The organism is Selenomonas timonae (genome assembly GCF_014250475.1).
GTDB classification, from domain to species: domain Bacteria; phylum Bacillota; class Negativicutes; order Selenomonadales; family Selenomonadaceae; genus Centipeda; species Centipeda timonae.
In genome coordinates this window covers 1,068,729-1,089,738 of the sequence record NZ_CP060204.1, presented here as the reverse complement: position 1 = coordinate 1,089,738, position 21,010 = coordinate 1,068,729, and the positions used below count along the sequence as shown (strand labels likewise).

At 56.0% G+C, this 21,010-nt stretch carries 29 protein-coding genes; 4 read left to right on the top strand and 25 right to left on the bottom strand.

Annotated elements, in window-relative coordinates:
• Positions 1 to 3: 3 nt before the first annotated feature.
• From H1B31_RS05065 to H1B31_RS04950, 24 genes are all read right to left on the bottom strand, one after another.
• Positions 4 to 189, bottom strand: a complete 186-nt coding sequence (locus tag H1B31_RS05065) for a type Z 30S ribosomal protein S14 (protein ID WP_006307548.1) — start codon at positions 187 to 189, stop codon at positions 4 to 6.
• A 19-nt stretch (positions 190 to 208) separates the two neighbouring features.
• Positions 209 to 748, bottom strand: a complete 540-nt coding sequence (gene rplE, locus H1B31_RS05060) for a 50S ribosomal protein L5 (RefSeq protein ID WP_006307549.1) — start codon at positions 746 to 748, stop codon at positions 209 to 211.
• A 28-nt stretch (positions 749 to 776) separates the two neighbouring features.
• On the bottom strand, positions 777 to 1,103 hold the full coding sequence (gene rplX, locus H1B31_RS05055; RefSeq protein ID WP_009441254.1) for a 50S ribosomal protein L24: 327 nt from the start codon (positions 1,101 to 1,103) through the stop codon (positions 777 to 779).
• Positions 1,104 to 1,118: 15 nt separating this feature from the next.
• Complete coding sequence (gene rplN, locus H1B31_RS05050) at positions 1,119 to 1,487, bottom strand: 50S ribosomal protein L14 (protein ID WP_006307551.1); 369 nt, start codon at positions 1,485 to 1,487, stop codon at positions 1,119 to 1,121.
• Between the two features lie 15 nt (positions 1,488 to 1,502).
• Positions 1,503 to 1,760: a 30S ribosomal protein S17 gene (gene rpsQ / locus H1B31_RS05045; protein WP_009441255.1), complete on the bottom strand. Its 258-nt coding sequence runs from the start codon at positions 1,758 to 1,760 to the stop codon at positions 1,503 to 1,505.
• A gap of 52 nt (positions 1,761 to 1,812) precedes the next feature.
• The gene (gene rpmC, locus H1B31_RS05040; RefSeq protein WP_009441256.1) at positions 1,813 to 2,004 is read right to left on the bottom strand and encodes a 50S ribosomal protein L29; all 192 of its coding nucleotides are present in this window, start codon (positions 2,002 to 2,004) and stop codon (positions 1,813 to 1,815) included.
• A complete protein-coding gene (rplP, locus tag H1B31_RS05035; RefSeq protein WP_006307554.1) occupies positions 1,994 to 2,431 on the bottom strand; it encodes a 50S ribosomal protein L16 in 438 nt (145 codons plus the stop codon). The genes rpmC and rplP overlap by 11 nt, the downstream gene beginning before the upstream one ends.
• Positions 2,431 to 3,102, bottom strand: coding sequence for a 30S ribosomal protein S3 (gene rpsC / locus H1B31_RS05030; RefSeq protein WP_009441258.1), 672 nt, complete (start codon positions 3,100 to 3,102; stop codon positions 2,431 to 2,433). The genes rplP and rpsC overlap by 1 nt, the downstream gene beginning before the upstream one ends.
• A gap of 16 nt (positions 3,103 to 3,118) precedes the next feature.
• On the bottom strand, positions 3,119 to 3,457 hold the full coding sequence (rplV, locus tag H1B31_RS05025) for a 50S ribosomal protein L22 (protein WP_009441259.1): 339 nt from the start codon (positions 3,455 to 3,457) through the stop codon (positions 3,119 to 3,121).
• Positions 3,458 to 3,475: 18 nt separating this feature from the next.
• Positions 3,476 to 3,757, bottom strand: coding sequence for a 30S ribosomal protein S19 (rpsS, locus tag H1B31_RS05020; RefSeq protein ID WP_006307562.1), 282 nt, complete (start codon positions 3,755 to 3,757; stop codon positions 3,476 to 3,478).
• A gap of 215 nt (positions 3,758 to 3,972) precedes the next feature.
• The gene (gene rplB, locus H1B31_RS05015) at positions 3,973 to 4,800 is read right to left on the bottom strand and encodes a 50S ribosomal protein L2 (protein ID WP_185981128.1); all 828 of its coding nucleotides are present in this window, start codon (positions 4,798 to 4,800) and stop codon (positions 3,973 to 3,975) included.
• A gap of 20 nt (positions 4,801 to 4,820) precedes the next feature.
• Positions 4,821 to 5,102 (bottom strand): 50S ribosomal protein L23, encoded by a 282-nt coding sequence (rplW, locus tag H1B31_RS05010; RefSeq protein ID WP_006694704.1) that lies wholly within the window; start codon positions 5,100 to 5,102, stop codon positions 4,821 to 4,823.
• On the bottom strand, positions 5,102 to 5,725 hold the full coding sequence (gene rplD, locus H1B31_RS05005; RefSeq protein WP_006307565.1) for a 50S ribosomal protein L4: 624 nt from the start codon (positions 5,723 to 5,725) through the stop codon (positions 5,102 to 5,104). Before rplD ends, rplW begins: the two co-directional genes overlap by 1 nt.
• Before the next feature lie 18 nt (positions 5,726 to 5,743).
• Positions 5,744 to 6,397, bottom strand: a complete 654-nt coding sequence (rplC, locus tag H1B31_RS05000; RefSeq protein ID WP_037346668.1) for a 50S ribosomal protein L3 — start codon at positions 6,395 to 6,397, stop codon at positions 5,744 to 5,746.
• Positions 6,398 to 6,412: 15 nt separating this feature from the next.
• Complete coding sequence (gene rpsJ, locus H1B31_RS04995) at positions 6,413 to 6,724, bottom strand: 30S ribosomal protein S10 (RefSeq protein ID WP_006695835.1); 312 nt, start codon at positions 6,722 to 6,724, stop codon at positions 6,413 to 6,415.
• Between the two features lie 218 nt (positions 6,725 to 6,942).
• A complete protein-coding gene (tuf, locus tag H1B31_RS04990) occupies positions 6,943 to 8,130 on the bottom strand; it encodes an elongation factor Tu (RefSeq protein ID WP_009441263.1) in 1,188 nt (395 codons plus the stop codon).
• Positions 8,131 to 8,145: 15 nt separating this feature from the next.
• Entirely contained in the window at positions 8,146 to 10,224 is a 2,079-nt protein-coding gene (fusA, locus tag H1B31_RS04985) for an elongation factor G (protein WP_185981127.1), read from the bottom strand.
• A gap of 56 nt (positions 10,225 to 10,280) precedes the next feature.
• Positions 10,281 to 10,751: a 30S ribosomal protein S7 gene (gene rpsG, locus H1B31_RS04980; protein WP_006692921.1), complete on the bottom strand. Its 471-nt coding sequence runs from the start codon at positions 10,749 to 10,751 to the stop codon at positions 10,281 to 10,283.
• Between the two features lie 27 nt (positions 10,752 to 10,778).
• Positions 10,779 to 11,156 carry a 30S ribosomal protein S12 gene (rpsL, locus tag H1B31_RS04975; protein ID WP_006307578.1) on the bottom strand — a complete coding sequence of 126 codons (378 nt, stop codon included), beginning with the start codon at positions 11,154 to 11,156 and terminating at the stop codon, positions 10,779 to 10,781.
• Between the two features lie 63 nt (positions 11,157 to 11,219).
• On the bottom strand, positions 11,220 to 11,465 hold the full coding sequence (locus tag H1B31_RS04970) for a ribosomal L7Ae/L30e/S12e/Gadd45 family protein (RefSeq protein WP_185981126.1): 246 nt from the start codon (positions 11,463 to 11,465) through the stop codon (positions 11,220 to 11,222).
• Positions 11,466 to 11,678: 213 nt separating this feature from the next.
• The gene (locus H1B31_RS04965; protein WP_185981125.1) at positions 11,679 to 13,697 is read right to left on the bottom strand and encodes an LTA synthase family protein; all 2,019 of its coding nucleotides are present in this window, start codon (positions 13,695 to 13,697) and stop codon (positions 11,679 to 11,681) included.
• A gap of 53 nt (positions 13,698 to 13,750) precedes the next feature.
• Complete coding sequence (locus H1B31_RS04960; protein ID WP_185981124.1) at positions 13,751 to 14,932, bottom strand: FtsW/RodA/SpoVE family cell cycle protein; 1,182 nt, start codon at positions 14,930 to 14,932, stop codon at positions 13,751 to 13,753.
• On the bottom strand, positions 14,932 to 15,591 hold the full coding sequence (gene trmB / locus H1B31_RS04955; RefSeq protein WP_185981123.1) for a tRNA (guanosine(46)-N7)-methyltransferase TrmB: 660 nt from the start codon (positions 15,589 to 15,591) through the stop codon (positions 14,932 to 14,934). Before trmB ends, H1B31_RS04960 begins: the two co-directional genes overlap by 1 nt.
• Positions 15,592 to 15,685: 94 nt before the next feature.
• Positions 15,686 to 17,344, bottom strand: coding sequence for a ShlB/FhaC/HecB family hemolysin secretion/activation protein (locus tag H1B31_RS04950; protein WP_226372153.1), 1,659 nt, complete (start codon positions 17,342 to 17,344; stop codon positions 15,686 to 15,688).
• A gap of 263 nt (positions 17,345 to 17,607) precedes the next feature.
• On the opposite strand from H1B31_RS04950, the gene H1B31_RS04945 reads away from it, so the two are divergent.
• Genes H1B31_RS04945 through H1B31_RS04935 form a run of 4 tightly spaced genes read left to right on the top strand, consistent with a single transcriptional unit; the run spans position 17,608 to position 20,107 of the window.
• Positions 17,608 to 18,936, top strand: coding sequence for an ATP-binding protein (locus H1B31_RS04945; protein ID WP_185981122.1), 1,329 nt, complete (start codon positions 17,608 to 17,610; stop codon positions 18,934 to 18,936).
• Positions 18,937 to 18,975: 39 nt separating this feature from the next.
• On the top strand, positions 18,976 to 19,101 hold the full coding sequence (locus H1B31_RS11435; protein ID WP_226372160.1) for a secretion protein HlyD: 126 nt from the start codon (positions 18,976 to 18,978) through the stop codon (positions 19,099 to 19,101).
• A 25-nt stretch (positions 19,102 to 19,126) separates the two neighbouring features.
• Complete coding sequence (locus H1B31_RS04940; RefSeq protein WP_185981121.1) at positions 19,127 to 19,585, top strand: low molecular weight protein-tyrosine-phosphatase; 459 nt, start codon at positions 19,127 to 19,129, stop codon at positions 19,583 to 19,585.
• 24 nt (positions 19,586 to 19,609) lie between these two features.
• Positions 19,610 to 20,107, top strand: a complete 498-nt coding sequence (locus H1B31_RS04935; RefSeq protein ID WP_185981120.1) for a pyridoxamine 5'-phosphate oxidase family protein — start codon at positions 19,610 to 19,612, stop codon at positions 20,105 to 20,107.
• Between the two features lie 64 nt (positions 20,108 to 20,171).
• Here the strand turns inward: H1B31_RS04935 and H1B31_RS04930 are convergent, their stop codons facing one another.
• Complete coding sequence (locus H1B31_RS04930; RefSeq protein ID WP_185981119.1) at positions 20,172 to 20,801, bottom strand: PBECR4 domain-containing protein; 630 nt, start codon at positions 20,799 to 20,801, stop codon at positions 20,172 to 20,174.
• Positions 20,802 to 21,010 lie beyond the last annotated feature (209 nt).

The following is a 21,010-nucleotide window of genomic DNA, read 5'->3' as shown; positions in this document are numbered from 1 at the left end:
TAATTACCAGCTTGCCTTCGTTACACCAGGGATGGCGCCCTTGTAACTCTGCTCACGGAAGCAGATACGGCACATATCGAATTTGCGGATGTAGCCGTGCGGACGTCCGCAGATCTTGCAGCGGTTATACTTGCGTGTCGAGAACTTGGGCTCTTTGCTCCACTTCTCAATCATTGCCTTCTTTGCCACAGTTGTTCCTCCTAGCCCGTTACGCGCGGAACGGCATACCCATGAGACGGAGGAGCTCTTTTGCCTCTTCGTCCGTATGCGCGCTCGTAACGATGACGATGTTCATGCCGCGAATCTTGTCGATCTTGTCGTAGTCAATCTCGGGGAAGATGAGCTGCTCACGCAGACCAACGGCATAGTTGCCGCGGCCGTCGAAAGCCTTCTCGCTGACCCCGCGGAAATCGCGGACGCGCGGAAGTGCGACATTCATGAACTTGTCGAGGAACTGGTACATACGCGTGCCGCGCAGCGTGACCTTGCAGCCGATCGGCATGCCCTCGCGGAGCTTCCACGCAGCGAGCGACTTCTTCGCACGCGTGAGCTGGGGCTTCTGACCTGCGATGGCGGTGAGATCCGTCACAGCGGCATCGAGTGCCTTCGGGTTGCCGACAGCCTCGCCGACGCCCATGTTGATGATGACCTTCTCCACCTTCGGGAGCTGCATGACGTTCTTATAGCCGAACTTCTCCGTCAGAGCCGGTGCAACTTCCTTCTGATACTTTTCCTTGAGTCTTTCCACTTTGCGTATTCCTCCTTTCCGCTAAAGATTACTGCTCGATGGGCTCGCCGCACTTCTTGCAGGCGCGCACCTTGCGCTCACCGATGATGCGGTGCGCAACGCGCGTTGCCTTGCCGCACGCGGGGCAGACAAGCTGCACCTTCGATGCGAACAGCGGTGCCTCCTTCGTGATGATACCGCCCTGCGGTGCGCTCTGGCTCGGCTTCGTGTGACGCTTCACCTTGTTCACGCCCTCAACGATAACCTTGCCCTTCTTCGGCTGAGCCTCGATGACCTTGCCCTGCTTACCCTTATCCTTACCGGAAAGAACGACGACCGTATCGCCCTTCTTGACGTTCAGTTTTGCCAGCGACAAAATAACACCTCCTCCTTAAAGAACTTCGGGCGCGAGCGAGACGATCTTCATGAAGTCCTTCTCGCGCAGCTCGCGTGCGACAGGTCCGAAAATACGCGTTCCGCGCGGCGTGTGGTCGTCCTTGATGATGACGGCCGCATTCTCGTCGAAGCGGATGTAGGAACCGTCCGGACGACGCAGTCCCTTGACGCTGCGGACGACAACCGCCTTGACGACGTCGCCCTTCTTCACCGTGCCGCCCGGCGCTGCCGCCTTGACGGAGGCGACGATGATGTCGCCGATATTGGCATACTTGCGGTACGAGCCGCCCAGTACGCGAATGCAGAGGATTTCCTTCGCTCCTGTGTTATCGCCGACATTCAGGATTGTTTCCTGCTGTATCATTGATTCTGTTCCTCCTTACTTCGCGCGCTCGACGACTTCGACCACGCGCCAGCGCTTCGTCTTGGAGAGCGGACGCGTCTCCATGATGGAGACACGGTCGCCGACGTGCGCGTCGTTCTTCTCGTCATGCGCGTGGAACTTCACCGTCTTCTTAACCGGCTTCTTATACATCTTGTGCTGCTCGAGCTCCTCGACAGCAACGACAACGGTCTTGTCCATCTTGTCGGACACGACCTTGCCGATTCTCACTTTGCGTACGTTTCTATCGCTCATCTATGTGAGCCTCCTTCCTTCTGCGTATCTGTACGAATGTCCGTAACTTGTCTTAGGCGTTTGCCTGCTCGCGCTGAATCGTCTTGATGCGGGCAATCGTCTTCTTTACGTCCTTGATACGCATCGGGTTATCGAGCTGTCCGGTGGCGTGCTGAAAACGGAGGCCAAAGAGCTCCTCTTTGAGCGACGCAAGTTTCTCCTTGAGCTCATCGGCGCTCAGGCCGCGGATCTCATCAACCTTCATTCACTTCACCGCCCTCTACTTCTTCGCGTACGACGAACTTCGTCTTGATCGGGAGCTTGTGTCCCGCGAGACGCATCGCCTCTGCCGCAACGTCACGTGCCACGCCGTCCATCTCGAAGAGGACGCGACCCGGCTTTACGACGGCTACCCAGTACTCGGGCGAGCCCTTGCCGGAACCCATGCGGGTCTCTGCCGGCTTCGCCGTGACCGGCTTGTCCGGGAAAATCTTGATCCAGACCTTACCGCCGCGCTTGATGTAACGCGTCATCGCGATACGCGCAGCCTCGATCTGGCGGTTCGTGATCCATGCCGGCTCCAGAGCGACGAGACCGTACTGGCCATGGCTGACCGTGTTGCCGCGCTGTGCCTTACCCTTCATGCGTCCGCGGAACTGCTTGCGGTACTTTACACGCTTTGGGAGTAACATTACGCCTCGCTCCTTTCCTTACCGTTCTTCGGCGCCTGCTTCTTGTCGGGGAGAACCTCGCCCTTGAAGATCCAGACCTTGATGCCGATGCGGCCGTACGTCGTATGCGCCTCGGCCGTGCCGTAGTCAATGTCTGCACGCAGCGTGTGCAGGGGAATGCTGCCCTCGCGATAGGACTCACGGCGTGCGATTTCCGCACCGCCGAGACGGCCGCTGACTGCGATCTTGATGCCCTTCGCGCCGAGACGCATCGTGCGCCCGACAGCCTGCTTCATCGCACGGCGGAAGGCAATGCGGCGCTCAAGCTGTGCCGCAATGTTCTCGGCGACGAGCGTCGCGTCGAGATCCGGCTGCTTGATCTCTGCAATATTGATGTCAACGCGCTTATCCGTCAGACCCTTGAGGCCTTCCTTGATCTGCTCGATCCCGGAGCCGCCGCGTCCGATAACCATGCCCGGCTTTGCCGTATGGATCGTGAGCTTCAGGCGGTTCTTGCTGCGCTCCGTCTCCACGCGGGGAACACCTGCGGTCTGGAGGCTCTTCTTGAGGTAATCGCGAATCTTGATGTCCTCATGCAGATTCTGCGCGAAATCCTTGTCTGCATACCAGCGGGCATCCCAATCCTTGACGATGCCAAGGCGAATGCCATGGGGATTTACTTTCTGACCCAAACTGTTTCCCTCCCTATTACTTTTCGTTTACGGCAACCGTGATGTGGGACGTGTGCTTCAAAATCTTGAACGCCTGTCCACGCGAACGCGGATGAATGCGCTTCAAGGTCGGCCCCTGGTCAACGAAAGCTGAGGAAATGAACAGACGGTCTGCATCCATGTCGAAGTTGTTCTCCGCGTTTGCAATGGCAGAGCGGAGCACCTTCTCCACGGCGTCCGCGCCGACCTTCGGCGTGAACTTCAGGATTGCGAGAGCGTCAGCAACGCTCTTGCCGCGCACGAGGTTCATCACAATGCGAACCTTGCGCGGTGCGATACGGATGTATTTGGCAGTAGCCTTTACTTCCTGTGCCACGAATCGTCCTCCTCTCTATCAGCGCAGCGAGGTCTTGCGCTCTTCGCCCGCGTGACCCTTGAATGTACGTGTCGGCGCAAATTCGCCGAGCTTATGTCCGACCATATCCTCCGTGACGTATACGGGGACATGCTTGCGTCCGTCATGGACAGCGATCGTGTGGCCGACGAAATCCGGGAAGATCGTCGAGCTGCGCGACCATGTGCGCACAACCTTCTTCTCGTTCTTTTCGTTGAGCGCATCGATCTTCTTCATCAGGCTCTCTGCGACGAAAGGCCCTTTCTTAATCGATCTTGACAAAGTTTTTCCTCCTTTCGCCGGACTGTAATCAATCCGACGAGGTTCTATCTGCAAGTTACGACTGAATCAACTATAATTAGGAGGACGCCCAGATTGGAGCAGATTTTTCGTTCTGTCAAGGGAGCAAACCGGACGCATAGATAATCCTATGTGGAGGATTTGCTCTTCGCAGACAGGGCGGAAAAGATGCCCAAGACGGGTGTCCACCAAGCCGATTACTTACGGCGGTGAACAATCAGACGGTTCGACGCCTTCTTCTTGCGGCGCGTCTTCTTGCCCATCGCAATCTTGCCCCACTTCGTCATCGGGCTCTTGCGTCCGACCGGCGAACGACCCTCGCCGCCGCCATGCGGATGGTCATTCGGGTTCATCGCAATACCGCGCGTCTCCGGACGGCGTCCGAGCCAACGGCTGCGGCCTGCCTTGCCGATGGTGATGTTCTCATGCTCGAGGTTGCCGACCTGACCGATCGTCGCACGGCAGTTGATGTGCACGCGGCGGATCTCGCCGGACGGCATGCGCAGGAGTGCGTAGTCGCCTTCCTTTGCCATCAGCTGTGCGGACGTACCTGCGCTGCGGACGAGCTGTGCACCCTTTCCGATCTTGAGCTCGACGGCATGGATGACCGTACCGAGCGGGATATTCTTCAGCGGAAGCGTGTTGCCCGGCTTGATGTCAGCCTCGGCACCCGACTCCACAACATCGCCGACCTTCAGGCCGTTCGGTGCGAGGATGTAGCGCTTCTCGCCATCTGCGTAGTTCAGGAGCGCAATGCGTGCGCTGCGGTTCGGATCGTATTCGATCGTCGCGACGCGGGCGGGGATGCCGTCCTTCGTGCGCTTGAAATCAATGATGCGATAGAGTCGCTTGTGACCGCCGCCGCGATGACGCACGGTCAGCTTGCCCTGCTGGTTGCGTCCACCCGTCTTCGTCAGGCGAACGGTGAGGGACTTCTCCGGCTTGTCCGTTGTGATCTCATCGAAGGAAGAGACCGTCATGAAACGTCTGCCGGCAGAATACGGCTTAAAACTCTTTACTGCCACGTTCGTACCTCCCTTTCGTCTCAGCCTTCAAAGAACTCGATGGTCTCGCCCGGAGCGAGTTTCACGATGGCCTTCTTGTAGTCCGGGCGCTTGCCCTGTGTGCGACCCATGCGCTTTTTCTTGCCGAGGACGTTGACCGTGTTGACCTTTGCGACCTTCACCTTGAAGATCTCCGAGACTGCCTTTGCAATCTCGATTTTGTTCGCAGCCTTCGCGACGACGAAGACGTATTTGCCCTCAGCCATGAGCTGCGTCGTCCGCTCCGTGATGAGCGGGCGTACGAGAATATCACGTGCTTCCATTATGCGAATACCTCCTCGATACGGGTGATGGCATCCTTCGTAATGAAGAGCTTGTCGTGATGGAGAATGTCATAGACATTGATTCCACGTGCCGAGATGGCTTTTACACCCGGAATATTGCTAGTGGAGCGCTCTACATTGACAGCTTCGTCCGCCGTGATGAAGAGGCTCTTTGCATTCACACCGAAATCGCTCAGGAGCTTCACGGCTGCCTTCGTCTTCGGTGCCTCGAAATCGAGCTGGTCAAGGACGATGAAGTCGCCCGTACGCACCTTGTCCGAGAGCGCACACTTGAGGGCGAGACGGCGCTGCTTGCGCGGCATCGTAAAGCCGTACTTGCGCGGATGCGGTCCAAAGACCGTGCCGCCGCCAACCCACAGCGGGCTGCGCGTCGAACCTGCGCGGGCACGACCCGTGCCCTTCTGGCGCCAAGGCTTGCGTCCGCCGCCGCGCACAAGACCGCGCGTCTTCGTCGCGTGTGTGCCGAGACGCTGCGACGCGAGCTGGAGGACAACCGCCTGATGAAGGAGGCCGGCATTCATTTCGACATTGAAGAACTCATCGTTCAGGCTGATCTCGCCAACCTGATTGTGCGACATATCGTATACTGCTACATTCGCCATGCTGCTTTTCCCCCTTCCTTATTCTTTCGTCGCCTTTGCAGGCTTTACGGTATCTTTAATCACGACAAATCCCTTCTTCGGGCCCGGAATTGCGCCCTTGATGAGGATGAGGTTTCGGTCACTGTCCACGCGGACAACCGTCAGGCGCTGCACCGTGACGCGCTCGCCGCCCATACGGCCGGGGAGCTTCTTGCCCTTGAGGACGCGTCCGCCGGGACCCGAGATCATCGCACCCGTCGAGCCCGGCTCACGGTGCGACTTCGAGCCGTGACCCATAGGGCCGCGTGCAAAGTTGTGGCGCTTGATGCCGCCCGCAAAGCCCTTGCCCTTGGACGTACCGACCACATCGACGAGATCGCCCGCAGCGAAGATATCGACGCCGATCGTGTCACCAACATTGTATTCGGAAGGAGCAGCGAGACGCATCTCACGAATGAAACGCACCGCCTTCACGCCCGCCTTCTCAAACTGACCCTTGAGCGGCTTCGTGACGTTCTTCTCCTTGATATCGCCAAACCCGAGCTGCACAGCGTTATAGCCGTCCGTCTCGTTGGTCTTGTTCCGGAGCACGAAGTTGTTGCCGGACTCAACGACCGTCACAGGAACGACGCGGCCTTCCTCTGTGAAGATCTGGGTCATGCCCAGTTTTCTTCCTAAAATAGCCTTAGCCAAGGCTTCCACCTCCTATTAGAGCTTAATCTCGATATCAACGCCGGCAGGCAGATCGAGACGCATGAGCGAATCGACCGTCTTGTTCGTCGGCTGCAGGATGTCGATGAGGCGCTTGTGCGTGCGCATCTCGAACTGCTCGCGCGAGTCCTTGTTGACGTGCGGAGAACGGAGAATCGTATAGACATTCTTCTCCGTCGGAAGTGGAATGGGACCTGAGACCATCGCGCCCGTCTTTTTTGCCGTGTCGACGATCTTCGCCGCACTCTGATCGAGAGCCTTGTGGTCGTAGGCCTTCAAACGAATTCTGATTTTCTGCTGTTTCGCCAAAGTAGTTTTCCTCCTTCGTCCGGGGTCTCGCCCCAAACATTTCTCCACGGCAGTTCCCTCTGCCCCGCCGGGGCATAGCCATCTGCCATGTCATCGCATGGAGTACGTCGTCTGTCGTATGATTCCAAAAGATGAAAAGAAGTTTTATCATACTCCCTCGAAAAGGAGCGACGCGAGCGCGCCGCTCCTCCTCCTAGGGAATATCAAGAGACTAAGAATTAGCCTTCAATCGCCGTAACACGACCCGCACCGACCGTGTGGCCGCCCTCGCGGATAGCGAAGCGGAGACCCTGCTCGATCGCGATCGGGGTGATGAGCTCGACTTCCATCTCGACGTTGTCGCCAGGCATGACCATCTCAGTGCCCTCGGGGAGACGGACAACGCCCGTCACGTCCGTGGTACGGAAGTAGAACTGGGGACGATAGTTCGTGAAGAACGGCGTATGACGGCCGCCCTCTTCCTTCGTCAGGACGTAGACCTGCGCCTTGAACTTCGTGTGCGGGTTGATGGAACCCGGCTTCGCAAGAACCTGACCGCGCTCGATGTCCTTACGGTCAACGCCACGGAGCAGTGCGCCGATGTTGTCGCCCGCAACAGCGCTGTCGAGCAGCTTGCGGAACATCTCGATGCCCGTAACAACCGTACTGCGCGCCTCTTCCTGAAGGCCGACGATCTCAACCGTATCGTTCAGCTTCAGCTCGCCGCGCTCCACACGACCCGTGGCAACCGTGCCGCGCCCCGTGATCGTGAAGACGTCCTCAACCGGCATGAGGAAGGGCTTGTCCGTGTCACGCGTCGGCGTCGGGATATACTTATCAACCTCATCCATGAGCTCGAGGATCTTCGCCTTCATCGCCTCGTCGCCCTCGAGCGCCTTCAGCGCAGAGCCTGCAACAACGGGGATGTCGTCGCCGGGGAACTCGTACTGCGAGAGCAGCTCACGAACTTCCATCTCGACGAGCTCGAGGAGCTCGGGATCGTCAACCTGGTCAACCTTGTTGAGGAAGACAACGAGAGCCGGAACGCCGACCTGACGTGCGAGCAGGATGTGCTCACGCGTCTGGGGCATCGGGCCGTCAGCAGCGGAGACAACGAGGATCGCGCCGTCCATCTGTGCAGCACCCGTGATCATGTTCTTGACATAGTCCGCGTGGCCCGGGCAGTCAACGTGCGCATAGTGACGATTGTCCGTCTCATACTCAACGTGCGCCGTGTTGATCGTAATGCCGCGCTCGCGCTCCTCCGGAGCCTTGTCGATGTCCGCATAGTCCTCGAACTTCGCATAGCCCTTCTCGGAGAGAACCTTCGTGATTGCAGCCGTCAGCGTCGTCTTGCCGTGGTCAACGTGGCCGATCGTGCCGATGTTGACATGGGGCTTGCTGCGGTTAAACTTTTCCTTTGCCATTCTAAAATTGCCTCCTTATTCGCCTTTGTTCTTGGCGACTACAGCGTCAGCTATATTCTTAGGAACTTCGTCATAGAAGGAAACTTCCATGGAGTAGTTCCCGCGGCCCTGGGTTTTGGAACGGAGATCCGTCGAGTAACCGAACATCTCCGAGAGCGGAACGAACGCGTTGATGACCTGCACGCCGTTGCGCGGCTCCATGCCGTCGATGCGTCCACGGCGCGAGTTCAGATCGCCGATAACGTCGCCCATGTACTCCTCGGGCACCGTGACCTCGACCTTGACATACGGCTCGAGGAGCACGGGGCTTGCCTTCTCGGCACCAGCCTTGAACGCCATCGAACCAGCCACCTTGAACGCAGCCTCGGACGAGTCGACCTCGTGGAACGATCCGTCGTAGACGATGACCTTGATGTCGACCATCGGATAGCCGGCGACAACGCCGCCCTCCATCGCCTGGCGAACACCGGCCTCGATCGGGTTGATGAATTCCTTCGGAATCACGCCGCCGACGACCTTGTTCTCGAAACTGAAGCCCTCGCCTGCATCCTGCGGGATGAGCTCGAGCCAACAGTGACCGTACTGACCATGACCACCGGACTGACGGACGAACTTGCCCTCCGCCTTGACCGACTTGCGAATCGTCTCGCGGTATGCCACCTGCGGCTCGCCGACCTTGCAGTCGACCTTGAACTCGCGGAGCATACGGTCGACGATGATCTGCAGATGCAGCTCGCCCATGCCCGAGATGATGACCTGTCCCGTCTCTGCATCCGTGTGCACGCGGAACGTCGGATCCTCCTCAGCGAGCTTCTGGAGCGCAATGCCCATCTTCTCCTGATCGTTCTTCGTTGCAGGCTCAACCGCAACGGAGATAACGGGATCGGGGAACTCCATCGACTCGAGGATGATCGGCTTGTTCTCATCGCAGAGCGTATCGCCCGTCGTCGTATTCTTGAGACCGACCGCCGCCGCAATGTCGCCGCTGTAGACCACCTCGATCTCCTTGCGGTTGTTTGCGTGCATCTGCAGGATGCGGCCGATGCGCTCCTTGTTGTCCTTCGTCGCATTGAAGACGTAGGAGCCGGAGTTCAGCGTACCGGAGTAGACGCGGAAGAACGCGAGCTTTCCAACAAACGGATCCGTCATGATCTTGAACGCGAGTGCCGAGAACGGCGCACTATCCGATGCCGGGCGGCTGTCCGCCTCACCTGTGTCGGGGTTCACACCTGCAATCGGCGGGATATCCGTCGGTGCCGGCATGTAGTCGACGATCGCATCGAGGAGCGGCTGCACGCCCTTGTTGCGGTACGACGTACCGCAGGTGACAGGCGTCATCTGGCAGGCGATCGTCGCCTTGCGGATTGCACGGCGGATCTCCGCCTCCGTAACATCCTCACCGCCGAGATACTTCTCCATGAGCTCATCGTCCGCCTCAGCGCACGCCTCGACCAGCTTCTCATGGTATTCCTCAGCCTGTGCCTTGTACTCCTCGGGAATCTCAACCTCATCGGTCACCTTGCCGAGATCGTCCTCGTACACGATGGCGTCCATCTTCACGAGGTCGATGATGCCTTTGAACTCATCCTCTGCACCGATCGGCAGCTGAATCGCCACCGGGTTCGCGTTGAGACGCTCGCGCATCATGTTCATAACATTGAAGAAATCGGCACCCGTGATGTCCATCTTGTTGACATACGCCATGCGCGGAACATTGTAACGTTCCGCCTGACGCCAGACCGTCTCCGTCTGCGGCTCAACACCGCCGCGCGCGGTCAGAACAGCCACCGTGCCGTCCAGCACGCGCAGCGAGCGCTCTACCTCGACCGTAAAGTCAACGTGACCAGGCGTATCAATGATATTGATGCGATGGTTCTTCCAGTGGCAGGTCGTCGCCGCCGACGTAATCGTAATGCCGCGTTCCTGTTCCTGAACCATCCAGTCCATGGTGGCAGCGCCCTCATGAACCTCGCCGATCTTGTGCGTTACGCCCGTGTAGAAGAGAATGCGCTCGGTGGTCGTCGTCTTGCCGGCATCGATGTGTGCCATGATGCCGATATTCCGCGTTTTTTCAAGGGAATATTCTCTTGCCACTGTTTCCTATCGCTCCTTACACTGCTGGATGTTACGGAATCTCCGTTTAGAAGTTCCTACCAGCGATAATGTGCGAATGCCTTGTTGGCCTCCGCCATCTTGTGCGTATCTTCCTTCTTCTTAATCGCTGCGCCCGTATTGTTCGCAGCATCCATCAGCTCTGCCGAGAGGCGTGCATCCATCGTCTTCTCGCCGCGCAGACGCGCATAGCCGACAAGCCAGCGGATACCGAGCGTCATGCGGCGATCCGCACGAACCTCGACCGGAACCTGATAGTTGGCACCGCCGACACGGCGTGCCTTGACCTCGAGCACAGGCATGACATTGCGCAGAGCCGTCTCGAACACCTCGAGCGGATCCTGCCCTGTCTTCTCGCGAATCGTGTCAAACGCATCGTACACAACGCGCTGTGCAACACTCTTCTTGCCCGAGAGCATAACCTTGTTGATAAACTTCGTCACCGTCTTGGAATGATATACCGGATCCGGCAGAACATCCCGCTTCGGCACGGGGCCCTTACGTGGCATAGCCCAACCTCCTAACGATATACTTCCTTACTTCTTCTTTGCACGCTTCGCGCCGTACTTCGAACGTCCCTGTGCGCGATCCTGCACACCGGCCGTATCGAGCGAGCCGCGAATGATGTGGTAACGAACACCCGGCAGATCCTTCACGCGACCGCCGCGAATGAGGACGACGCTGTGCTCCTGCAGATTGTGCCCGATTCCGGGGATGTATGCGGTCACCTCGATGCTGTTCGTCAGGCGAACACGAGCAACCTTTCTAAGAGCAGAGTTTGGCTTCTTCGGCGTGGACGTATAGACACGCGTGCAGACACCGCGCTTCTGCGGGCTGTTCTTCAGTGCTGGTGCTTTCGATTTCTCCTCAAGGCTCTTCCGGCTCTTGCGAATGAGCTGATTGATCGTTGGCATACTGCACCTCCTTCCTTTGTCGTCATTTCAATTCTTTTGTATGAAAACGCAGAGGCTGCGTTTTTACCGTAGTGTAGCGACCGCCGTAGCACCCACATCGAGGCGTACGTACTCTCCGAGCGCGGCCTTCGTCGCCGTGCGGTCAGGTATGATTCCCGCGTCCCCGCAAGCCGCAAGCAGTGCGCCAAGCACACGCTCATCGACATCCGAGGCGATGAACACCATCTCTGCCGCGCCGCTCTCCACCGCGCGGCAAACCTGATGAATGCCGGCGACCGTGCGCGCTGTGTGTAATTTCTCCAGAGACATAGCTCACCTCCAAAAAGGGGACTGTCACATAATATCATCCGTCAAAACGCTTGTCAATCCATATTTGACAAAGTTTTCTATTTACACTTCGCCTAGCGTATCTTTCTTGTGCCTTTCGGTAAAAAATCAGAAAAAAGAGGTTGTTGCACGAAGTTGCTTTGACTTGTGCAACAGCTCTTTGTGCGTGTTGTTCAAAGGCTCAAGGCGCCCCATTCACCAATTCTTACCCACAAGCAGCTCCGGATGTCGCACATAGTACGCCGTCAGCTCACAGTACGCATAGCGCTCCTCCGTGAAGCGCTCCGTATCGACGCGCCACGGCAGTGCCCCCGCCGTCACCTTCAGTTCCTGCGCCTTGCAATCTCGGTAGCGTCCGACCTCCTCATGCGTAAGCCATGCATAGGGTGTCACAACCCGCTCGATCCGCTCCGTCAGCGGCTTCTCAACGGCATAGTAGGAGAAGCCCTTTGGCGCGATCAGCTCGATGAGCGTCGGGAGGATATTCATATGTCCGCCGATCTCGTTGTGGGCCAGATGTTCCGCTGTGAGCTGTGGATGATGCATCGAGAACGATGTGAGAATCTGCTCGCGCAGAAGGAGCTCCTGCCGCTCCGTCACCCCTTCAATGAGCGGCACCTCCCCGCCCATGTGATCGCCCGTAACGATGAATAGACTGTCGGGAAATGCCGCGCGCATCTCTTCAATAAATTTGCAGAGCGCCTGATCAGCGTACCATGCGCAGCCCAAACCACGGTATTTTTTCATGGAGTTCTTCAGAGCTTTCGCCATCTCGGGGTTGAGGCGCGCCGCATCAAAGCCATACTCCTCAAAGGGAATGCGGAAGGGGCCGTGATTCGAAGTCGTATAGAGGAAGTGGAAGGACGGTACCGCATCCCCCTCGTCACGAATCCGCCGTGCAGCCTCGTTTAAAAAGATATGATCGTAAACGCCAAGCCATGTGCGCGGCGCATCGGAAGCGCAGATCTCCACGCCGCCATATGCCTCATCGAATCCAAGTGCGGGGAGAAAATGAGACAAACTCCCCCAGTTCAGTCCCCCGCCATACCAAAAATCGGTATGATAACCGAGTTTTTTAAGCTGCAACGGCAGCGAAGTGGGCAGTGTATGATTCCAAAACAGCACATTTTCATTCAGCTCCATGTCCGCATCATAGACACCGAGGAGCAGACTGACAAGGGACGGCTGCGAGATCATCCCGCTTGAGAGGAAGTTGTTGATGCAGACCGTATGCGGCTCTGCACGAAAGCGTGCACCCGCCTCCATCAGATTCAGCCCGACATAGGGCGCATCGAAGTGCACCTGCCCATAGCTCTCCGCCAGAAGGAAGAAAATATGCTGCGGCGGATCGATGCGCGGCCCGCCCGCTGTCCGTCGGAATACCTCCAGAGGTGTTTCCACAGGCGAATCGGGCGGAATCATGCATTTCAAAATCGCGTACGACTCCTCATCCGAATGATTCAAAACATCCTGCACGGGACGCTTCCATACCATCTTGAGCGCAATGAGATCGTCGATCGTCGCCTTGCCCAGAACAAGATCTTCCTTAACGAAGGCGGGCACCTCGTCCCACTCGGGCTTCAGCCGATGCCGCAGCGTCCCACCATAGCGCAGCCAGTAAAAGAGTACAATAGAGGCGATGAAGACGAGCGTATTCACCGCATACTGCACCGCGCCGTCCGTCAGCACGGGATAGGCGAGAGACGGCAGGGCGAGAACGGCATGCGCCGCAAATGCACAAAGTACAAGATAGGGCAGATAGCCGAGGAGCAGCCACGCGCCGTGATTTTGATGGAAGAAAATATCGGCAAAATTTTTCTTATCCGCATGTTTTCCAAGCCAGATCGTCTGATTGAACGTGTCGTGAAAATGCGCGTAGAAAATCATCTTGCCGATGAACGCCGTATAGAGTGCTGCCGCGTAGACAAGGAAGAGACCGATGCGCACCGCATCCCCCACGGCAAAGTACGCAGGAAGGAACGCCCCCGGCACGGAGACGAGGACGAGCGGAATCAGGAAGGCATAGGCGTTGAAATCCATCCCCCACCAAAATCCGTAACAGAAGCAGGTAATCCACTTCCGCCACTCCCCGACGGGCGACTTCTTCGGCCGGTAGACCAGAATAAAAATCAGGCGAAAGACGGCGCAGATGACGGGCGGCAAAAGAAAGATCTTCAGATCCTGCTGCATCCCCAAAAAGAAATCACTGAACATCCAATAACCTCACTAAAATGGGGCTGACGCCGAGAATGGCGTAGCGCCTCCCATCATCGGACTGCGTGCATCTTGCTCCGCCGCTCCTCCGCCGTCTCCGGCTTTTTCTTCGCGGGCGGCGCATCCTGACTGCGATCGGCAATACCAAGCAGCATCCCCATACCCGCCATTGTCACGATCAGCGACGAACCTCCGTAGCTGATGAACGGCAGCGGCACCCCCACGACGGGCAACAGCCCCGCAACCATTGCGAGATTGGCGAGTGCCTGTCCGAGCACGAGAAAGATAATACCGAGCGCGAGTACCTGCCCAAACGTATCCTTTGCACGCGCCGCAACACGCATGCAGGTGATGAGCAGCACGGCGAATAGGAAGAAGATCAGCAGAACGCCAAAGAACCCGTGCTCCTGACTGAAGATCGCAAAGGCAAAGTCCGTATGTGCCTCAGGCAAATACTCGTACTTGCTCACACCATCGCCGAACCCCATACCAAAGATCCCGCCCGAGCCGATCGTCGAGAGTGACTGCACCATCTGATAGCCCGCAGCACGCGCATCCGACCACGGGTCGAACCAGACATCAATACGCTTCATGCGGTACGGCTGCAGCGTCCCGATCGCAAATGCCAAGCCAAAGGTGACCGGCACAATCCAGAGCCAGAGCAGCGGGCGGACGAGCAGGACAAGTGCCATCAGGAGCGGCACGCCGAACACAATGCACGCCGTACCAAAGTCCGGCTCGCGATAGACAAGGAATGCCATCACGAGAATTGCCCCGAACGGGATCGCAACTTGGCTTCCATCCCGCTCCATGCGAAAATGCTCCTTGCTGAGCACCGCCGAGATCGAGAACGCCCCCATGAGCACCGCCATCAGCTTTGCAAACTCCGCGGGTTGAAAGCTCAGCGGGCCGAACGCGAGCCATCGCTGCGCCCCATTTATCGTCGTTCCAACAAAGAGCACCGCAACCAAAAAAAACACTGTGATGCCCATGCCGACGAACATCAGCCCACGCATCCGCTGATAGTTCATGCGGCGGCAGAACCAGCACGCCACGATCCCGATCACGAGCCACTGCAGATGGCGCTGCAGGAAGTAATATGGATTCTCAAAATCCATCGCCGCAAGCACATAGCTCGAGCTGAAGACATTGATCGTCCCCGTCACGAGCAGGATCGCCATAATGATGACGATCGGCTCCGTGTCGCTCTTAAAGAGTGTATAGCGTGTACGCATCAGACCGGCTCCACGGACGGACGCGCAACGAGGCGTCCGATCTTCGCCCCGCGCGCGCTGAACTTACGCTCGTACTCTGTCATGATATTATCGGCTTCTGCAAGCGCGTGCAGATCATGCGTTACATTGGAAAGCTGCCATGCTTCCGCTGCCATCGTCTCGATCGAGTAGTCGAACAGCCCCATATTGTCCGTCTTAAAGCACAGCTCCCCATCCGCCTTCAAGACAGTGCGATAGCGCGCGAGAAAAAGCGGACTTGTCAGACGTCGTTTCGCATGGCGCGCCTTCGGCCACGGATCAGAGAAGTTCAGATAGATGCGATCCACCTCACAGGGCGCAAAGAGCTCCGTCAGACGTGCCGCATCGAAGACCACGAGACGGAGATTTTCCAGCCCGCGCTCCGCCGCCTTGCGCGCGGCAAAGTAGAGCACCCCCTGCTGCATCTCCAGCCCGACATAGTTCACATCGGGGTGCCGCGCAGCAAGCTCCGTCAGAAAATCGCCCTTGCCCACACCAATCTCCACATGAAGCGGTGCCTCACGACCAAACGCCTCCGCCCAGTGCCCCGTAAGTGCAGCCCAATCCCCGCCAAGCGGCGTGACGAAATCCGCATAGTCCAAAATCGCCGTATCAATCCACGGCTTTCGCCTCAGTCTCATAGACTATCCTCTCTCCCCCGTTCTTCCCCTGTCCACATGAACGCGCTGCGCCCCCGTTCACATCGAGAGCGCAGCGAAAGGAATCGATGCGTTATTACCAGATTTTCCCTGCCATGAACCAGACACGGTTCCGCGCATTGTTCTTCGCCGATACGGATTCATCCAACCCAATCCGCCGCGCATAGTCCACGCGTGCGAACCAATCTCCCGGATTGTTATATGCCGCCGCGAGCCCCCAGCCACGCAGCGTGATGGCGTTATCCTCAGAGAGCGGCGCCCTGCTCTTTCGCACCGAGCCCACATCATAGAAGGTGCTGAACGTCAGACCGCGCACAGGCGTATGATAGCGCAGCTCCGCCGTCGCAAGGATGCCCTCATCTCCTGCACCCTCACCCTGCGCATAAGCCCGCACGCCATTCGGGCCGCCGAGGTAGAACTCCTCCGAGCTGTCGAGATTGCGACTCGCCTTCTGTCCCGAAACCTTCACGAGGAAGTCCGTCATATTCCCGAGGCGCTGCACCGCAGTCGCATCCGCCTCCAGCTTCGCATACATCCCCTCATCCGTCTGATTCAGACGCCCGAGGATCTCGCTATAAGGCGAGTCATACCCGAGCCAGCCCATCGTCAGATTGGCATTGTAACTCAGCGTCGTCCCGCCTGTAAAGCGCTGTGTGCCGACCAGACCCGCATAGATACTATGCGAATGTTTCTTGCCTTCGAGGTCAAACGCCGTGATGTCATCGTTCAGATCGCGGTAGTTATAGCCATAGCGTACAAGCAAGCTGCGATCCGTCAGATGATAGAGCGGCGTCTGTCCGAAGACCGTGAACGTCAGCGACTGTCCCTCCGCACCGATTGCAGAGAGCGTTCCGCCGACCTTGTAGTTCATCCGCGAGATACCAAGGCCAAGCGTCGTGCCACCATGTCCGACCACAGTCTCATAGTTCGCATAGAAATTGCGTAGACTCCCATTCGAGATCAGCGTCCCAAGACTCACCTTATTGCCCGTTCCCGACGGGTTGTAGAGCGTCTCCTGCAAACCGTAGCGATAGCGTCCCGTCGACGGGCTGCCGTAGTTCTCCACATAGAAGACCGTATTCGACGCCTTCGAGTCTTCAATTCGCACTGTCAGCTTGCTTGTGCCAAACGCCTCGCCCGGACTCAGCACACCGACCGCGCGTGCGCCCGTCGCATCCGACACTGAGTAGAGCGCCGTCTCCAGCTTCGACGTTGTGATGATGTCATCCGCCTTCAACCCTGCAATAATGCTCTGCGCAACGGGCGTCTTGAGACGGCTGTTATTCTCGATTACAATCTCATCGTAGCGCCCTGGCAGCACACGCAGAACGACAACCCCATCGGGGCTGTCCTGCGGCGGCAGATACACCGCCGCGGCAGGGTAGCCATGTGTACGGCAGTAAGAGGTCAGCGTATCTACCGTACGACGCAGCTGTGCCATCGTCCGATTCTCGCCCATCCCCTCCTCGAGAATGCGCGTCAGCTCCGCTTTATCGAGGAAGAGATCAGGCGCCTCCATAATGAAATTTTCAATCGTGAACTGCGCATCGTCACCATCCTGCCGATAGCGCGGCGTCACATCCTCAATCCCGATCTCAGAGCGCGGCTGCTCACTCGCAATATCTGCCCCTGGACGCGCGAGCGACGGTGCAGCAAAGCTTGTCCCCGACGCACACGCAAGCCCCGCACAAACGCACACGGCAACTCCCGCACGCAACATCATACCCTTTTCCATACGGCTCATCCCATCTTGCATGATCGCATTTCACCCTCTATAAACACACAATCGTTCAGTGTTATTCTAGCATTTTCAGGGGGAAAACACAAGGGAAGAGGAACGCGCCGCAGTTGCAAACTGACGGGCTTCATTCTATCAGCATCCTCTCAAAACTGGAGATTATGCGATAAAACCACTAAAAAAACTTGGGGATTATGCAAAAACATGATAATATAAATAACGGGATTGTGCATAGCCTGTGTTTTGAAAAGAGGCATCTCATGTTCAAAAGAAAGATTTTAGCCGAAATGATCTCATGGAAAAGGCGTTCTCGCGGACGTTCCGCGCTTTTGATTCAAGGAGCACGGCGCATAGGAAAATCAACCACAGCAGAAGAATTTGCCCGTAGAGAATACAAAAGCTACATTTTGATTGATTTTTCCAAAGCTCGACAGGAAGTAGTTCGCCTCTTTCGAGACATCAGCGACTTGGATTTTTTCTTTTTACAGCTGCAGCTATTCTACAACGTACGTCTTTACGAACGAGAATCGTTGATTATCTTCGACGAAGTACAGCTACAGCCTTTGGCAAGACAAGCCATCAAACACCTCGTTGCCGATCATCGTTATGATTATCTCGAAACAGGTTCACTCATCACCCTACGGAAAAACATTCGTGACATCCTAATTCCAAGCGAAGAAGAATGTCTGTCCATGTACCCGATGGACTATGAAGAATTCTTATGGGCAAAGGGGGATGAGACAACAATCCCCCTTCTGCACGAATGCTTTTCGCGAGGACGCGGTCTAGGAGACGTTGTTCACCGAAAACAGATGCAGGGTTTCCGTCTCTATATGCTGATCGGAGGCATGCCTCAGTCCGTTGAAAGCTATCTCTCAACGAACAATTTCAATCAAATCGACCAGGTAAAGCGCAACATCCTGACACTCTACGAGAACGATTTTCGCAAAATAGATCATTCCGGGCGGGCGACACAGATCTTTGATGCAATCCCAGCCGAACTCAGTAAAAACACATTCCGCTACCAGGTATCAAAGATCATTGAGAAACAGCGCGCGAGCAACGTCCGGGAGATCATTGCCGACCTCCAGGACTCCATGACAGTCCTGCCCGCATTCCGCATCAACGATCCGGGCGTCGGTATGTCGCACTATAAGGATATCGATCATTTCAAGCTCTACCTTTGTGATACCGGGCTATTTGTGACATTGGCCTTCAAGGATAGGAGCTTCACCGAAAACATCATTTATGAAAAGCTCCTTCACGGAAAGCTCCCTGCAAATCTTGGCTATCTATACGAAAATATCGTTGCTCAGACATTCCGTGCCGGCGGCAATGAACTTTTTTACTTTACATTCCCATCTGATACATCCAACCGCACCTATGAGATTGACTTCCTTCTACCAAGAAAACACAAAATATGCCCGATTGAAGTGAAGTCCTCAGGCTATAAGAAGCACGCCTCACTGGATCGCTTTCGCACGAAATACCGTGAGCGTATCCAAGAAAGCTATGTTCTATACACAAAGGACTACGCCCCCTCCGATATGCTGAAATACGTGCCGGTCTATATGGCGCAGTTTCTCTAAGGAATCGCTGATAAAATGAAGTCCATCAGATTGGTGTAGATTTTTTGTCCTATCAAGGAGACAAACCGGACGCATAGCAAGGCCTATGTGGAGGATTTGTTGACACAGAGAGGGCGAAAAAGATGTGCCAAGATGATTGGGCTGAATTTATCAGTGCTTCCCTAAACCAAACCAAAAAGGAGCCTATGTTATGAAGCACATCCTATTCGTCTGCCACGGCAACATCTGCCGCTCCCCGATGGCAGAATTCGTCATGAAACAGCTCGTGCGCGAGGCGGGGCTGTCCGATGAGATCAGCGTAGCATCCAAAGCCCTCCACCGTGACGAACTCGGCAGCGACACACATCGCGGTACACGCGAAGTCCTCCGTGCGCACGGCATCACGTTCACGAAGCGGAGCGCAACACTGATGACTGCCATCGACTACAGCGCCTATGACTGCATCATCGGCATGGACACAGAGAACATGCGCGACCTTGACCGTCTCACAGGCGGCGATCCGCAGCACAAAGTCCACCGTCTCCTCTCCTATATCGGCGAGGAGCGCGACGTCGCCGACCCGTGGTACACCGGCAACTTCGAAGTCACCTACCGCGATGTCGACGCGGGCTGCCGCGCACTGCTGCGGACGCTGACAGAAAACAAATGACACCTGCACAGGAGACGAACAAATATGAACTACGAAGAAGCTGCCGCATTCTGGACAGAGAAAGACAGGAACGCTGTCAAAATGCCCAAAGATGACCTTCATGCGGCAATCGAAACATTCATCAAAGAACGCAGCACCTGCGCCCTCGCCACAGCGGATGGGGACTTCGTCCGCTGCACCCCGCTCACCTACAAATACCGTGCGGGCAAATTTATCATCTTCTCCGAGGGCGGACTAAAATTCCGTGCGCTCAAGGAAAACAAACACGCAGCGCTTGCCATCTACGATGAGTACAAAGGGCCGGGCAGTGCAAAGAGCCTACAGGTTGCCGGAATCGCCACCGTCATTGGCGCTGACGATCCGGACTATACCGAGCGGCTCGAGAGTCTCGGCATCAACGCCGCACACATGGCAAAACTCCGCCTCACCCTCATCCTCATTACACCAACAACACTTGAATACCTCGACTCCACACTCAAGGAGCAGGGATATCACCCGCGTCAACAACTCACAATATCATAACGTACAAAACAGCGCCCCATCGACCATTGATATCGTCGATGGGGCGCTCTTTTATACATCGTTTTCATTCCGACCATAGTTCACGTATCTCTTTTGGAAGTACTTCTTTGTTTGCTTCGTGCGCAATCTTCTGATCAATATACACGCACTCCCATAAATTCTCTCTGCTCACAGACCTAGAATACACGGCATAAACCACTCTTATTTTATCAACATTATGCCGCACAGATTGATTCTTTAACGACACGGGAACATCTTTCCTGTTCGCATGGCGGATTCCCAAACTCAAGTGATTTTTTGTATCTCCAACAAAATAATCCGCATTGATGTATATGTCGTTATTGATTGATGTGCCAATCCAAAATCTGTTATACATAACATCTGCTAGGTAAGGAAGAACCGCCAGTTTCAAATGAGTTACACCATCTTTGCTAAACCGTAATTTTGAGGGAGACAGTCTATTATTGCAGCACATTTGAAAAAACACCTTTGCATCTGCTTTATCTGTATATCGAACGCCTGTAAGATGTTGAAAGTTGCTCGTCGAAAATACAATGCGTTTGTATGCTGTACCACCTTCTACAGATTCATCTCTGTAGACAACAATAAAAACACGCCCCGCAAGTTTTTCCCGATAAGCAATCGCAGATCTATGCAAGATTTGTATTGCTTCATCACAGCTGTATTTCTTCATTTACAAAACCACCATATACACATAAAGATTGGGGTCATCTCCAAGGATGACCCCAATCACACCGATTTTACCGCCGCTCCCCGGCTTCCTAGCCCTTATGTCTAGGTTTTATGTAGAGTTTTACCGTCGCTCTCCGACTTCTCAGCCCTTACGTCCGAGTGTTACTGTGGAGTTTTTAGGTGTCGGCTCACCTTTTGTATTTATATTAT

Excerpts from the sequence above, each read along its gene's own strand:
- rplN (WP_006307551.1), bottom strand. The coding sequence starts at position 1,487 with ATGATACAGCAGGAAACAATCCTGAATGTCGGCGATAACACAGGAGCG.
- rpsQ (WP_009441255.1), bottom strand. The coding sequence starts at position 1,760 with ATGAGCGATAGAAACGTACGCAAAGTGAGAATCGGCAAGGTCGTGTCC.
- rpmC (WP_009441256.1), bottom strand. The coding sequence starts at position 2,004 with ATGAAGGTTGATGAGATCCGCGGCCTGAGCGCCGATGAGCTCAAGGAG.
- rplP (WP_006307554.1), bottom strand. The coding sequence starts at position 2,431 with ATGTTACTCCCAAAGCGTGTAAAGTACCGCAAGCAGTTCCGCGGACGC.
- rplW (WP_006694704.1), bottom strand. The coding sequence starts at position 5,102 with ATGGAAGCACGTGATATTCTCGTACGCCCGCTCATCACGGAGCGGACG.
- rplD (WP_006307565.1), bottom strand. The coding sequence starts at position 5,725 with ATGGCGAATGTAGCAGTATACGATATGTCGCACAATCAGGTTGGCGAG.
- tuf (WP_009441263.1), bottom strand. The coding sequence starts at position 8,130 with ATGGCAAAGGAAAAGTTTAACCGCAGCAAGCCCCATGTCAACATCGGC.
- rpsG (WP_006692921.1), bottom strand. The coding sequence starts at position 10,751 with ATGCCACGTAAGGGCCCCGTGCCGAAGCGGGATGTTCTGCCGGATCCG.
- rpsL (WP_006307578.1), bottom strand. The coding sequence starts at position 11,156 with ATGCCAACGATCAATCAGCTCATTCGCAAGAGCCGGAAGAGCCTTGAG.
- H1B31_RS04970 (WP_185981126.1), bottom strand. The coding sequence starts at position 11,465 with ATGTCTCTGGAGAAATTACACACAGCGCGCACGGTCGCCGGCATTCAT.
- H1B31_RS04965 (WP_185981125.1), bottom strand. The coding sequence starts at position 13,697 with ATGTTCAGTGATTTCTTTTTGGGGATGCAGCAGGATCTGAAGATCTTT.
- H1B31_RS04960 (WP_185981124.1), bottom strand. The coding sequence starts at position 14,932 with ATGCGTACACGCTATACACTCTTTAAGAGCGACACGGAGCCGATCGTC.
- trmB (WP_185981123.1), bottom strand. The coding sequence starts at position 15,591 with ATGAGACTGAGGCGAAAGCCGTGGATTGATACGGCGATTTTGGACTAT.
- H1B31_RS04950 (WP_226372153.1), bottom strand. The coding sequence starts at position 17,344 with ATGGAAAAGGGTATGATGTTGCGTGCGGGAGTTGCCGTGTGCGTTTGT.
- H1B31_RS04945 (WP_185981122.1), top strand. The coding sequence starts at position 17,608 with ATGTTCAAAAGAAAGATTTTAGCCGAAATGATCTCATGGAAAAGGCGT.
- H1B31_RS04940 (WP_185981121.1), top strand. The coding sequence starts at position 19,127 with ATGAAGCACATCCTATTCGTCTGCCACGGCAACATCTGCCGCTCCCCG.
- H1B31_RS04935 (WP_185981120.1), top strand. The coding sequence starts at position 19,610 with ATGAACTACGAAGAAGCTGCCGCATTCTGGACAGAGAAAGACAGGAAC.
- H1B31_RS04930 (WP_185981119.1), bottom strand. The coding sequence starts at position 20,801 with ATGAAGAAATACAGCTGTGATGAAGCAATACAAATCTTGCATAGATCT.